The 15,062-nt window shown below is 40.1% G+C and carries 11 protein-coding genes and 2 pseudogenes; 3 read left to right on the top strand and 10 right to left on the bottom strand.

Features of this window, described 5'->3' with window-relative positions:
• The 4 genes and pseudogenes from ACG95_RS00190 to ACG95_RS00205 form a co-directional block, all read right to left on the bottom strand.
• Positions 1-1,110, bottom strand: a complete 1,110-nt coding sequence (locus tag ACG95_RS00190) for a zinc-binding dehydrogenase (protein WP_047998552.1) — start codon at positions 1,108-1,110, stop codon at positions 1-3.
• A gap of 30 nt (positions 1,111-1,140) precedes the next feature.
• A pseudogene (locus ACG95_RS00195) lies at positions 1,141-2,413 on the bottom strand (PTS galactitol transporter subunit IIC).
• Between the two features lie 34 nt (positions 2,414-2,447).
• Positions 2,448-2,744: a PTS sugar transporter subunit IIB gene (locus ACG95_RS00200; protein ID WP_047998553.1), complete on the bottom strand. Its 297-nt coding sequence runs from the start codon at positions 2,742-2,744 to the stop codon at positions 2,448-2,450.
• Between the two features lie 27 nt (positions 2,745-2,771).
• Entirely contained in the window at positions 2,772-3,242 is a 471-nt protein-coding gene (locus ACG95_RS00205; RefSeq protein WP_047998554.1) for a PTS sugar transporter subunit IIA, read from the bottom strand.
• Between the two features lie 309 nt (positions 3,243-3,551).
• Between ACG95_RS00205 and ACG95_RS00210 the strand changes: the two genes are divergently transcribed.
• Positions 3,552-4,319, top strand: a complete 768-nt coding sequence (locus tag ACG95_RS00210; protein WP_047998555.1) for a DeoR/GlpR family DNA-binding transcription regulator — start codon at positions 3,552-3,554, stop codon at positions 4,317-4,319.
• Positions 4,320-4,401: 82 nt separating this feature from the next.
• Positions 4,402-6,793, top strand: a pseudogene (locus ACG95_RS00215) (phosphoketolase family protein).
• A gap of 138 nt (positions 6,794-6,931) precedes the next feature.
• Here ACG95_RS00215 and yidA read toward each other — a convergent pair.
• From yidA to ACG95_RS00245, 6 genes are all read right to left on the bottom strand, one after another.
• Complete coding sequence (gene yidA, locus ACG95_RS00220; RefSeq protein ID WP_047998556.1) at positions 6,932-7,750, bottom strand: sugar-phosphatase; 819 nt, start codon at positions 7,748-7,750, stop codon at positions 6,932-6,934.
• 74 nt (positions 7,751-7,824) lie between these two features.
• Complete coding sequence (gene tkt / locus ACG95_RS00225) at positions 7,825-9,822, bottom strand: transketolase (protein ID WP_047998557.1); 1,998 nt, start codon at positions 9,820-9,822, stop codon at positions 7,825-7,827.
• Positions 9,823-9,851: 29 nt separating this feature from the next.
• On the bottom strand, positions 9,852-10,505 hold the full coding sequence (fsa, locus tag ACG95_RS00230) for a fructose-6-phosphate aldolase (protein ID WP_047998558.1): 654 nt from the start codon (positions 10,503-10,505) through the stop codon (positions 9,852-9,854).
• A gap of 42 nt (positions 10,506-10,547) precedes the next feature.
• Entirely contained in the window at positions 10,548-11,918 is a 1,371-nt protein-coding gene (locus ACG95_RS00235; RefSeq protein ID WP_047998559.1) for a PTS ascorbate transporter subunit IIC, read from the bottom strand.
• Between the two features lie 24 nt (positions 11,919-11,942).
• On the bottom strand, positions 11,943-12,239 hold the full coding sequence (locus ACG95_RS00240; protein ID WP_047998560.1) for a PTS sugar transporter subunit IIB: 297 nt from the start codon (positions 12,237-12,239) through the stop codon (positions 11,943-11,945).
• Positions 12,240-12,251: 12 nt separating this feature from the next.
• Positions 12,252-12,710 carry a PTS sugar transporter subunit IIA gene (locus ACG95_RS00245; protein WP_047998561.1) on the bottom strand — a complete coding sequence of 153 codons (459 nt, stop codon included), beginning with the start codon at positions 12,708-12,710 and terminating at the stop codon, positions 12,252-12,254.
• 141 nt (positions 12,711-12,851) lie between these two features.
• Here ACG95_RS00245 and ACG95_RS00250 point away from each other — a divergent pair, with 141 nt between their 5' ends.
• On the top strand, positions 12,852-14,906 hold the full coding sequence (locus tag ACG95_RS00250) for a BglG family transcription antiterminator (RefSeq protein ID WP_047998562.1): 2,055 nt from the start codon (positions 12,852-12,854) through the stop codon (positions 14,904-14,906).
• Positions 14,907-15,062: the final 156 nt, after the last annotated feature.

The raw sequence follows: 15,062 nt of genomic DNA on the forward strand, positions 1-15,062 counted from the left end.
TTAATCTGCCAAATCCGGATCATCCGGATTCGATGCAATCATGACTTTCAATTCTTTACCTGCCATCATAGCGTCGAAGGCGTCCCGCCAATGTTCAAGATCAAAAACCTTTGTAATCATCGCATCTTGATCAATAGCACCCTTGCTTTCAAGATGTAACGCAATATCCCAGTCATAAGGATTTTGTGAACGTGAGCCCCTATACGTAATTTCGTGTTGAATAATTGAGCGTTCATCCAACTCATTCATTGATTTTGCAAATAAGCCAACTTGTTGGAAAGTACCGCCTTTCCGTACCAATGGTAGAGCAGCATTAACAGCTGGTGTAGCACCTGAACAGTCATATACTTTCGTAACACCAACGCCGTTCGTTGCTTCCATAACGACTTTTTCAAGATCCTGCTTCTGTGTGTCAACGATAAGATCAGCGCCTAACTCTTTAGCAATTTGTAAGCGATCAGCATCTTTAGTAATACCAGAAACGATTACATATGCACCAATTTCCTTAGCAATCTGTAAAGATAGCAAGCCCATTGGTCCAGGGCCGATGATTAGTAGCGTGTCATGTAGCGTAAACGGCGTTTTTTGATACATTGCATGAACACATGATGCTAAAGGTTCAGACATTGCGGCCATCTTATATGACACATTATCTGGTAAGATATGCGTACTTTCTTCGCGCGTTAACACATAGTTCGCCATTGATCCATTGGCTTTAGTCCCGATTCCTTCACGGTTAGGACAGAGGTTGTATTCCTTGTTCTGGCAATAAATACAAGTTCCATCCGTTGCAAAAGTAGTTTCACTGGTTACCCGATCGCCTGGTTTAACCGTTGTTACATCAGGACCAACCTTTACTACTTCACCAGAGAATTCGTGACCTAAAACTAGTGGTGTAACTGCATTAGCGTACTGCCCTTTAAAAGTATGGATGTCCGTCCCACAGATTCCTGTATAAGCAACCTTCAGTAACACCTTATCACCCGTCACTTCAGGAATAGGAACCGTTTTCAATTCCATGTTATCATTACCAGCCGCAGTTTTTACAACGGCCTCCATCGTTTTAATTCCATTTAATTTTTCGGATTCAGTTGTTTTTACAGTATCCATAATCTATTTCCTTTCTAAAATCAACATACACTAGTTAAACAGTGGCTGGACTAATTGTGAGAGCTTCAAGATCAACCAGTTCAAGACATTACCACCAGTATCTAAAGTTAGTAACTTCTGACGCGCCCTTTGGAAAGGCTACGATTCCATGCATCATAGAGGTTAAGGTAGGACCAAAATCTGTTGCCATTAATAATGCAAACACCATTACGATTGTTGCAGAAATAACCGAATGAACGATATTTCCTTTACGACTAGGGACAATCAACGCCGCAAAAAACGGAATTGTTGCCAAATCACCAAATGGTAAGACCCGGTTACCTGGTAAGATAATTGCTAAAAATAAAGTAATGGGAACCATCAATAAACCAGTTGCTAAGGTAGCTGGTGACCCCGTTGAAAGAGCGGCATCCATCCCTAAGTATATCTTACGGTTACCATATTTTTCCTGTAGTAATTTCTGGGCACCTTCTTGAATCGGAATTAGTCCTTCCATCAAGATTTTGACCATTCGTGGCATTAAGAACATTACGCCACCCATTGACATCCCTAATTTGAGAATGTTAGGTACGCTATAGCCCCCTAAAGCAGCTAGTAGCATCCCAATGATGATACCCATGACCATGGGTTCACCGAACACGCCAAAACGCTTCTGAATCATTTGGGGGTCAACATCTAACTTTTTAATTCCAGGGATTTTACTAACAACCCAACCAACTGGAATTCCAATTAGGCCGTATGCAGCAGCTGAACCCGTTGGGAAACTAATTCCATCTAACCCATAGAATTCTGCAACCTTTGGTGCTGTTTTATCAGCAATAATTAAGACGGCAATCTCATAGATAATGCCGCAGAAAATAGCGAACCACCAATTTTTAGTTACCACATAAGCCGTTGCCGAAGCCGCAATCATATGCCAATAATTCCAAATATCAATATCTAACGTTTTAGTAACATTTAACAGAATCAAACCAACGTTAACAACTAAGATAATCGGGATCATCACAGCTGAGATTGGTTGTGCCCATGTCCCGGCAGATACGGCTGGCCAACCGGCATCGATAATCGTTAGATGGAAACCGAAGCGTTTAACCATTGCTTGCGCGGCTGGCCCAACACTAGTAGTCAGTAAGTTGATGACCAGATTAATACCAATCATACCGATACCAACTGTAATCCCGGCCGTTAATGACTTCCCTGGTTTAACTCTAAAAATCAAACCAACAATAAATATAATGATGGGTAGCATGACACTGGGGCCGACATTAATAATGCTCTGAACAACATCAGATAATACTTTCATAACGTATCCTCCTGCTTAGAACCCTAGCTCAGAATTATTGTGCTTGAATTTCATGTACCTTAGTCAAAATTTCATCTTTCAACTTATCAGCACCGATCCCAGTTAAAAATCCCATTGCTTTAATAGCAGGAATTCGATATTCAGTTGGTAATACAGTCGTTGAGATCAGCATGTCAGCATCATCTTGTTTAGAAGCAGCTTCGGCAATCTTAATCTGAATCAAGTTAGCATCAATATTATTTTCAGCGAATAAATCTTCAACCTTCTTCATTACAACCGTCGAAGTGGCAATTCCGGCTCCACAGGCAACTAATACATTTAATTTTTTCATTATTATCGCTCCTTAATCTATCTTTAGTTATTTACTCAATAGTTCATGAATTTGATCAGTATTATCAGCATGTTCCAATGAATTTACTAACGTATCATCTTGAATAATGCTCATTAACGCTTGCAACATATCTAACTGAGCATGTGGCTGATTTAGGCCTAAAACAAACACCAATTTGGCACCTACCGTTTGTTCTGGATCATCCATCCGGCTGAACACTATTGGTTCATCATTGACTACCACTGCAACAAATTCTTGCTTAATTGTGTCCGCATCTGTGTGCGGAATCGCAATGCCTCGATGTTCTAATTGCAAACCAGTGGGAAACGTTGCTTCCCGTTTAATGATTTTCGGCAAAAATTGATCAGTGACAAAACCATTTTCCAGTGCCGTAGCATTAATTGCCGTAAACAATTCCTTTGAGGTTTTAAAAGCCGTATTCAATAAAATCAAAGGCTCTCTTAAATAATCACTTACTTCTACCAGGTTATCGCTCAAAATAAATCGCTCCTTTCCTGTATTCTCATTAATGTAATCGCTTTCAACAGTTAAAATTGTATCATTTTGCAAATCATTTGCAATACTTTTGTTTGAAATATTTTTAAGCCTATTTTGCAAACAGCACTTTGCAATTACCACACCCCATAATTGTCATTCAAGAAAATAAAAACTATTAATACACACTTAACGAGGGTTTAATAAGAACATCAAGATTCATGGTATAATTATTTTAATTATTCAAATTGCAAAATATTGCAAAATATGTGCTATCATATAAACAAAAAGTTTTTTTAGGAGGCTAGATCAATGGAAATCATGCAACGTCAACAATACATCCTTGATCAGTTACAGAAACAAGGCTCAGTTAAGATTGCTGACATTAGTAAAAAAATTAACGTGTCACGTGAAACCATCCGAAAAGATATCTATACCCTTGATAAACAAGGATTGGTTCGAGCCTTACGTGGCGGTGCTACGGTCCCACAAAGTGTTGACGAGACTAAATATGGTAAACGTCAACACGAAGCCATCAGCGAAAAGAACCAAATTGCAACTAATGCATTGCGCTTGCTCCATGATGGCGAGTCCATATTTTTAGACTACGGAACTACCACCTTTCAAGTTGCTGAAGAGATCAAACGTAGCCACTTGACTAATCTTACAGTCATCACTAATTCCACATTTGTCTTAAACTCGTTACAGTTTGTTGAAAATATCCAAATCGTCCTACTAGGTGGTACCATGCGAACTAGTGAGGGCTCATTATCCGGTCCAATTACCTTAGATAACATTGATAATCTCTATGCTGATATTGGCTTCTTCGGCTGCGGCGGTATTGATTTGCAGGCAGGTATTACTAATCATTATATTGAAGAAGTAGAAGTCTCAAAGAAAATGATGAGTCACTGTCGTATGAATGTTGTTTTAGCTGACCACACCAAATTCGAGAAAAATGCACTCTACAAAACTGCTGACATCAAGGATACTGATGTTATTATTACCGATAATCAATTAAATAATCAGTTGGTAAAACAGCTACGCTTAGCAGATATTTCGCTAATCAATGGCAAATAAGCCTTGACTTTGTTTTTGAAAACGCTATCATAATTACCGTAATGATAAATAAAGCAAACAAATGCAAAGGAGTTGCAAAATAATGAGTGAAGCAATTAAATCCAAAACGGTTGATTATTCTTCAGAAGACTATTTGAAACGTGTAGACGAATATTGGCGTGCTGCTAATTACATCTCGGTTGGTCAACTCTACTTACTAAATAATCCCTTACTAAAGGACCCTATTCAGGCTTCTGATGTGAAGGTTCATCCAATTGGTCATTGGGGAACAATCGCCGGGCAGAATTTCATTTACGCGCATTTGAACCGCGTTATCAATAAATATGGTCTGAACATGTTTTACATCGAAGGTCCTGGTCACGGTGGTCAAGTGATGGTTTCTAATTCTTACTTAGATGGAACCTATACGGCAACTTATCCTAAAATCACACAAGATAACGCTGGGATGAAACGTTTATTCAAACAATTCTCCTTCCCAGGTGGTGTTGCTTCACATGCCGATCCTAAAACACCTGGTTCTATCCATGAAGGTGGCGAACTTGGTTATTCCATCTTGCATGGTGCAGGCGCAGTTCTTGATAATCCTGGATTAATTGCCGCAACTGTCGTAGGTGATGGTGAATCTGAAACTGGTCCGTTGGCAACTTCTTGGCAAGTTAATAAGTTCCTTAATCCAATTACGGACGGGACCGTTCTCCCAATTTTGAACCTAAACGGCTTCAAAATTTCTAACCCAACTATCCCTTTCGCGTGAATCTCACGAAGAACTTGAAGATTACTTCAAGGGGTTAGGCTGGGATCCTCACTTTGTTGAAGGTACGGATCCTGCCAAGATGCATAAACTAATGGCCGCAGAATTGGATAAAGTTGTTGAAGAGATCCACGATATCCGTAAAAATGCTAAGGATAATCACGATGAATCTCGTCCTAAATGGCCAATGATCGTATTCCGTGCCCCTAAAGGCTGGACTGGTCCTAAAACATGGGATGGCGAACCTATTGAAGGTTCATTCCGTGCCCACCAGATTCCAATTCCTGTTGACCGTAATCATATGGAACACGCGGATAAGTTAACTGCATGGCTTAAATCCTACCGACCAGAGGAACTATTTGATGAAAATGGTGCTCTAAAACCTGAAATTGCTGCTATTATTCCTCAAGGGTCTGCACGAATGGCCGCAAACCCAGTTACCAACGGTGGTAAATTAACTAAAGACCTAATCACACCAAATATTGATGACTATGCTTTAGATAACCAAGATCACGGTAAACAAGATGGTTCTGATATGACTGAACTTGGCAAGTACATCCGTGACGTGATTGTCTTAAATAAAGATAATAAAAACTTCCGCGGTTGGGGCCCTGACGAGACTCTATCCAATAAGCTAGGCGCAGCATTCGAAGATACTAAGCGCCAATGGATGGAAGATATCCATGAACCCAACGATGCCTTATTAGCCCCTGAAGGTCGCATTATTGATTCTATGTTATCTGAACACATGGATGAAGGAATGCTGGAAGCCTATAACCTAACTGGTCGTTACGGTTTCTTTGCAAGCTACGAATCATTCTTACGGGTTGTGGATTCAATGTTAACCCAGCATTTCAAGTGGTTACGTAATTCACACGAAGAGACCCCCTGGCGAGTTGATGTCCCTTCATTGAATGTGATTGCAGCATCCACGGCCTTCCAGCAAGATCATAATGGTTATTCACACCAAGACCCAGGGATTATTTCACACTTAGCTGAAAAGAAGACTGAATACATTCGAGCTTACTTACCAGCTGATGCTAATTCTTTGGTTGCCGTCTTCGACAAAGCCATCCAAAGCAAGCAATTGATTAACTTAATTATTGCTAGCAAACATCCACGTCCACAGTGGTTCACAATGGATGAAGCTAAACATTTAGTCAGTGATGGTCTTGGTGTCATTGATTGGGCAAGTACTGATAATGGCGAAGAACCTGATGTTGTCTTCGCAACGGCTGGTTCCGAACCAACTACCGAAAGTTTAGCTGCCGTATCAATTTTGCATGATCATTTTCCTGAAATGAAGATTCGCTTTATTAACGTTGTCGACCTCTTGAAATTGAAGAAAGATGACCCACGAGGCTTATCAGACGCTGAATTCGATGCATTCTTTACTAAGGACAAACCGGTCATCTTTGCATACCACGCTTACGATGATTTAGTAAAGACGCTCTTCTTCGATCGTCATAACCATAACTTACACGTCCATGGTTATCGTGAAGAGGGTGACATTACAACTCCATTCGATATGCGGGTTCGTAATGAGCTCGACCGATTCCACTTAGTTAAATCCGCACTATTAGCTACACCAGCCTATACTGAAAAAGGGGCTCATGTTATTCAAGAAATGAACAGTATCCTGAATAAACATCACGATTACATTCGTTCTGAAGGTACGGATCTTCCTGAAGTTGAAGACTGGAAATGGACAACGTTAAAGTAAGTTATTGCTAGTACTTCATAACTTTTCCTAATCTCCTTACAGCTACCAGCTAAAAAATGCAATTTAAATAATACAGAAAAGCCCCGGCATATGCCGAGGCTTTTCTGTATTAAAAATAAAATAAACATAAATCCCATTTTACGTTGTCAAAATCTTTTCAATTGCCATTGCCACACCATCATGATCATTATCAGCCGTTATCTCTTGAGCAGCATCCTTAACCTCCACAATTGCATTGCCCATTGCTATCCCATAGCCAGCGAATTGAATCATACTTAAATCATTGGCTTCATCACCAATTGCCATAACATTGTCCGCAGCTAGCTTTAGCTTTGCACACAACATTTGTAATGCCTGGCCTTTATTCACACCATTAGCATTTGCTTCATAATAAAACGGCGCACTTTTAGTGAAGGTTACTCGATCTTGCAGTTGTTCAAATAGGTGTTGCTGCTGAATAGCTAAATCTAAAGTCTCAGGATCATCAACATACATCGACTTAATCAGTTTAATATGCTGCATTTCCTCAGGTGTCCGGTATGAGATCCCCATTGAAATCAAATTTGCTTCATGCAACGTATACTCACCAATATCTTTATCTGCCGTATAAATTCGATCTTCTGAGATTGCATGAAAATGTAGCTTAAGCTTACGAGCCAAAGCTTCTAAATCAATATAATCATTGTAACTGATTGGATATTCATTAATTAATTCGCCACCCGTAGCGTACGTTGCAGCGCCCCCAAAGCAAATAACGTATTGATCATCCTGTGCATCCAAACCTAACGTTTGAAGTAGTGATTTAACTCCCGTTAGCGGCCGCCCAGTACAAATAACCACTTTAATACCCTGCTCTTTGGCCCTACCAATTGCCGCTTTGACCCTAGGTGTCACTTGTTTTTCAGAATTAACCAAAGTACCGTCAATGTCGATTGCTATCATTTTAACTTTTTCCATAATATCATCATCCTTATAGCAAGCACGAAAAGAAACCGGACATGCGCTATCCCGCTTCTGTTTCGTATTAGTTATTATTTTAATTTCAAATAGGCGTCAACCACGTTAGTCACATTAAACCCATATTCATCAAGAACTAGGTCACCTGGTGCCGAAGCTCCAAAACGGTCAACCCCAATTTTGACACCCTTGTCGCCAGCAAAACGATCCCAACCAAACGTCGATCCAGCCTCAATCGTCACGCGACGAGTTACTTCACCTGGTAAAACACTGGCTTGATATTCAGGCGTTTGTTGTGCAAATCGATCAAAGCTTGGAATTGAAACCACCGTTACATCTTGATTACGCTGAGCTAATTCTTCCTTAGCAGCCAAAGCTAGATTAACCTCTGAGCCCGTTGCAATTAATAAACCATCAGCCGTTGCTTTGTTCGCAGCCCTGACACCGTATCCACCTTGATCAACACCCGCAAAAGCTGTGTCTACAGTTACAGGTAAAGTCTTCAGCGCTTGGCGACTTAAAACTAAGACAGTTGGCTTATCCGTAGTCTTCAAGGCTTGTTGCCATGCAGCTGATGTTTCATTGCCGTCAGCTGGTCTAATAACTTGAACATTAGGCATGCACCGTAAACTTGCCAATTGTTCGATAGGTTCATGAGTAGGCCCATCTTCACCAACTGCAATTGAGTCATGAGTTAGCACATAAATAACTGGTGCATGTTGTAATGCCGAAAGTCTTACTGCTGCCCGCAAATAATCAGTAAAGACGAAGAACGTCCCACCGAACACGCGGGTACCACCATGCAGGACAATCCCATTCATTGCCGCGGCCATTCCAAATTCCCGAACGCCGAACCAGATATTACGGCCATCATAAGATTCTGGTTGAAAGTCTTTCGTATCTGCAATCATAGTCTTGTTAGAACTTGATAGATCAGCAGCACCACCCCACAGGTAAGGGACAGCTTTCGCAGCCGTATTGATAGCATTAGCACTGGCAGCTCGACTAGCTAGCGCGTCATCGGCTTGATAGTGTGGCAGCACGTCCTTTAAATCCACGGGCAATTTGCCATTGAACGCTGCATTAAAGGCTTGAGCTTGTTGCGGATACTTAACCGCATACAATTCAAATAACCGTTGCCAAGCTTGTTCAGCTTGAGCTCCTTTTTCTTGAATATTTGTCTTGAATCGATCTGCAACAATTTCCGGCACTTCAAAATCTGAGTAATTCCAGCCGTATACTTTTTCAGCTGCTTTGATACCATCCTCACCGATTGGATTACCATGTACCGCATTCGTTCCTTGATCAGGCGCACCGTATCCGATCACGGTCTTCACTTCGATTAATGATGGCTTATCTGGTGTGCGTTTAGCAAGTTCAATTGCCGCATTGATTGCATCAAGGTCATTGCCATCCTCGACTACCAAATGCTGCCAGCCATAAGCCGTAAAGCGGTCACCAACATTTTCAGTAAAGGACTGATCAGTCTTACCATCCAATGAGATGCCATTTGAGTCATACAGCGCGATTAATTTTCCTAACTTAAGATGGCCTGCTAATGATCCTGCTTCATGTGAGATTCCCTCCATCAGGTCGCCATCACCAACAATCGTATAAGTATAATGATCCATAATTGGGAAGTCTGGCCGATTATATTGTGCTGCCAAGTGCGCTTCTGCCATGGCCATACCAACTGCCATACCGAACCCTTGACCAAGCGGACCAGTCGTAACTTCCACACCATCAGTATGCCCGTACTCTGGGTGGCCCGGCGTTTTACTACCCCATTGACGGAAATGCTTTAAATCATCAATGGAAACATCATATCCCGCGAGATGCAATAAACTATATAACATTGCGGAACCATGACCTGCAGATAAAATAAATCGATCGCGATTTACCCAATTTAAGTGTGTTTTTGGATTAATATTTAGGTGCTTTGTCCATAATACGTATGCCATCGGCGCCACACCCATTGGTAGTCCTGGATGACCAGAATTAGCCTTTTGAATAGCTTCAATACTTAACGTTCGAATGGTGTTAACACCAAGTTTATCAACTTTGTCAAACATTTCAATTTCCTCCTAAGCCGGATAATTCGCTATTTCTGCTGTGCTTGAAACTTGTCCCAGTCAGATGCAAAACTTGCCAGCCCTTTATCTGTCAGCGGATGTGACCAGAGTTTGCCGAAGACGGCTGCTGGAATAGTTGCAATATCTGATCCTGCCAATGCAGCTTCTTGAACGTGTTGTGCTCCTCGAACGCTAGCCGCAATAATTTCAGTCTTAAAATTATACGTGTCCAAGACTTGTCGTAAATCTTTAACTAGTTGAATCCCATTGCCACCAATATCATCCAAACGACCTAGGAATGGTGAAATGTAACTTGCGCCAGCTTTGGCAGCTAGCAACCCTTGAGAAACAGAGAAGATCAACGTCACATTAGTCTTGATTCCTTCGCTGCTTAAAACTTTAACTGCTTTTAAGCCTTCTTCAGTCATTGGGATTTTGACAACAATATTGTCTGCCCACTTAACCTCATTACGCGCTTGTTCAATCATTGCTTCTGCCTTAGTTGCCGTAACTTCAGCTGACACAGGACCAGAGACAATCTGCGCAATTTCTTTGATAACGGTTTCAAAATCCCGTCCTTCACGTGATACCAAGGTTGGATTGGTCGTAACACCATCAACAAGACCTAGTTGCGCATAACGTTTAATATCTTCTGTATTGGCCGTATCTAAGAAAAATTTCATTATTATATGATCTCCTAATTTATTATTGGTTCTTATAATTCATTATTTTGACGCACTCTTCACACTAGCTGCTCGCCGTGTTAGAAAAATACTGCAGGCAATTACGATAACTGTAAATAGAACAATGCCCGTAATAATAGCTACACTACCGTAACTACCTAGTTTTCCAAGTAAGATTCCTGGAATCAGATAATCAGTATCCGCAAAAGTTGATGATGCTAACTTCAAACTACCTAAAACTGGCAGAATAACTAACGGTAGCCAACTAATCAATAAACTATTAACAGTTGTCCCAATAATTGCACCCCGTCGACCACCAGTTGCATTACCATAAATGGCTGCGGCAGCACCACAGAAGAAATGACCGACTACCCCAGGAATAATCACGGTTGTTCCCATCGCAATCATCACAAACATACTTAAAGTACCTACGATAAAACTGACAAAGAATCCTAGTAAAACAGCATTTGGTGCGTATGGGAAAATAATTGGGACATCCAATGCTGGTTTTGAATTTGGCACCAATTTGGTTGCGATTCCTTGGAAGGCAGGCACAATTTCTGCTAAAATCATCCGCACACCTTGTAGGACAACCACAAATCCTGCTGCAAACGTCCCAGCTTGAACTAAGGCATAAATAATGTAATTAGTCCCATTACTTAGTTTTGCTTCAACATAAGCAGGTCCAGCTACTATTGCTAAGACAATATAGACAATCCCCATCAAAATCGTAATAGATACGGTTGAGTCCCTTAAAAATCCTAAACTTTTGGGAATTTCAAGATCTTCTGTTGATTTTTCAGGATTTCCAAACCATTTTCCCATTAGGCCAGATAACGCATATCCTATGTTACCTGTATGTCCCATGGCCACATCATCGCCACCAGTAATTTTGCGCATAAACGGTTGCGTCAATGCTGGCGTTACTGTTAATAATGTCCCTTCAAAGAGGCCGCCTAACAGTACCGTTTGCCAACCGTTACCCATGTTAGCGCTTACTAACACGACCGCTGTCAAACACGAAACATACAGCATCGCTTGACCTGTTAAGAAAATATACTTAAATCGAGTAAAACGAGCCAGCAAAATATTGACAATCATACCGACCAACATGATTAAGGCTGTTGTTGAACCATATTTAACGAGCGCCATCGCAACCACTGCTTCATTACTTGGCACGACTCCTTGAACGTGTAGTGCAAATTTGAACATTGATGCAAACGGTGTTAAAGAATTGCTTAAAATCCCAGCTCCACCAGTCAGAACTAAGAAACCAGCGAACGTTTTAATGGTACCTTGAACAACTTCCGTACTCTTCTTTTTTTGTAATAACAAACCCAGCATGGCAATTAGTGCAATCAATATTGATGGCTGCGTTACTATGCCTACAAATAAGTTCAGTAAAGCCTTCATATAGTCTTCCCTCTTTCCATTCAGCTATTCATGTTCAATTTCTTCTTGATCTAAAATTCGATTCACATGATCCCGAACTTCTTGTTTATTGATCAAGCTTTTAAGCAAGATTACCTTGCTTTCAGGAATACTTCCTAACGCACTTTGTAAAGTTGACTCAACAAAGAAATAATCTGCAGAATCTGCTCCTACACTGCCGACGTCTGAATGATCTACTTGAATATCCTCCTTAACATTTTCATCCTTCAAAATGCTTTGAATATTCATCTGAACCATAAAACTACTACCTAATCCACTCTGGCAAACTGCTAAAAATTTCATTATAATGGCCTCCTATTTTTGTAGTTCAAGTTTATGCGCAATTATATTCAATATCTCAGTCTTATCTGCAGCTCTCAGCATCGCTTTAACTGCTGATTCATCAGTTAATATCTCCATTAGTTCCTGAATAACAGATAAGTGACTATTATTATCGGTTGCAGCTAGTACAAACCATAAATTAATAGGATGCTTATCACTAACTAGGTTGATGCTAGTATCAGTTTTCAAAATTGATAATCCAATTTTGTGTACGTTTCCAGCAGGGCGAGAATGTGCGAGGGCAATATTTGGACCGATATTGATATATGGGCCCTCCGACTCCACTACCTTAAGCATCTCATTCACATATTCATTTTCGATTGTTTTATTGTTGATCAGTGGCTCAGCAGCTAATCTAATAGCTTGCTTCCAATTCATATCACTCCCTGCCACCACTTGTACTGTATTTGAATTTACTAAATCCAAAAGCATATCACCAACCTCCTTTCATTTATTTAACGGCTAGCTAACAAATACCAGTATAAACTTGAATATGTCTGTCACAAGTGCAATAATGATTTTCATAATAGTGCAACTTTGGTGCTTTCAAAATTATTTAGTGAGGTTACTTAAATGATTCTTAACTTTAGTCAGCATAAACATGGTAACGATTTATTATTGCTGCTATTAGCAGCAAACGACTATATTACCGCCGATTCCCTACAACAACGTTTACATATTTCACGTCGTAGCTTGTTCTATCTCATCAATAAAGTAAATGAAGAACTGGATCAAAAAGCCGAGTTTCCAATTACTAATGTCAAAAAATTAGGTTACTATTTACCTAAAGAGACTCTTCAATTTCTCAAAAAAATTGCTCAAAAAGAATCTTCTACACGTGTGACAGCAAATACAGTGCAGCAACGACAACTACTGATTATTTTCAGCATTCTAAACTCACAAGGTCGGTCATTAGCTGATTTAACCTATCAATTTGATGTATCGAGAAATACAATCATCCGCGATCTAAAAACCATTCGACTAGAGCTTGAAGGTTACCGACTCACTCTAATCAACACAGGCACAGGAAAGATAATCGACGGCTCATCTATTGATACTCGTAAGTGGGTCTATGATCATGCTAACCAACTAAAGCCACTTATTAATATGCTCGACAATCCAGTCATCCAGCCCCAAATTGTTAATAGTCAAATCAAGTTATTTGAGCGTATTACTGGCAAGTATCTAACCGATGATGCTCGAACAACCCTTCAGCTATTTCTCTTTTGGTATTTAAATAACAGTCAGGATCAGTCTGACCATTTTATTGACAAATCGCTCACTCAAAGTGATCTCACTCTCGATCATATTTGGGCTCAAAGTTTCTTAAATGATTGCCAGATTAACAATCCTAGTGAAGCCGATTACTTAGTGAAACTAGTTAATTCTAGCCAATTTTCTCATGTCAATTGGAATGACGCCTTGATCCAAAAGTTAAAGCCTTTCGCAATACGTATGATATCTAGCTTTAACCATCTTTCCGGAGCCCATGTTGCTGCCAAAACAATCGGTGATAGTTTAACTGTTCACTTGCTATCTACTTATTACCGCTCACAATACGGGATGCCCTTTGAATATGCTGATTTAAAAAATATTAAGCAACATTATCACCATACTTTTGAAATCACACGAAAAGTCGTCGTTCCGTTTGAACAGTACATTCATCAATCACTTTCAGATGATGAAGTTGCCTTGATTGCAATTTACTTTGGTGGTGCCCTTCGTGAACAAAAAACAAGCACTCCGGCTCAAAACGAAGTACTTGTTGTTTGTTCTAGTGGTATCGGAACTTCACGACTATTGTTACAGCAGTTAGAGAGCCGCTATCGTGGTATTCATTTTTCTAGCCCCATCAATGTCCTACAGTATGAAAACTCTGATTTAAGTAATAGTCGCCTAGTGATTAGTACCATTAGACTGCAATCACATAACGCTTTACCGATTATTACGGTTTCAGCTTTTCCGTCCAAATTGGAATGGAAAATAATTGACAATGCCATCATTAAAGCTGGTTTAGCAACCTCCGACACTCTTAAATTATTCAATATTGATACTTTATTAGATATTATGGGTAATTATGCAATGATTACTAATCCAGACGGCTTGAAGCTAGCTCTCAACGATTACCTTAACCAGCTTACGCAAGAACCACTGCTAAAAAACATTCATGAAGATTCATCAGAACTCATTAAACTATTACCATCCGAACATATCGGTTACTTGACTCACCAAAAGACATGGCAACAAGCTGTTCGTACCGCAATGGCACCATTGGTTGCAGATTACAGCATTGAAAAAAACTATGTAGATCAAATTATTGCTTTAACCAATCAGAATGGCCCATACATGGTCATTGGCTCTGGTGTAATGTTAGCCCATGCCGCCCCCCGTGACGGCGTTAATAGTCTAGGTGCCACTTTCTTCTTGTTAGACAAACCACTTTCAGTCATGTCCGCACAAAAGGAGGTTCGTTTGATTATTGGTTTAGCACCAATTGATTTTGAAAAACACCTAGCTTTTATCAGCGACTTAATGAAACAGTTACAACAAAAGGATTGGTTGTCTGCACTTTACCGGACTAACAGCTATGCTGAATTACTGAAATATTTGCAGGAGTCTAAAGAATAAATACCACTGGGGAAACAACAGAATTTAATATCAAAGTTGACCCCGAAGTGTTATTTCATATCGATCGTGAATGGTTGCTAACCTCACGATTGAGAGTATTAAATCGTTTGATTTTTAAAATAGATTAATCGTTTTTTTAAATCACTAAAATAACCC

This window comes from Lactiplantibacillus herbarum (assembly GCF_001039045.1).
GTDB lineage: Bacteria > Bacillota > Bacilli > Lactobacillales > Lactobacillaceae > Lactiplantibacillus > Lactiplantibacillus herbarum.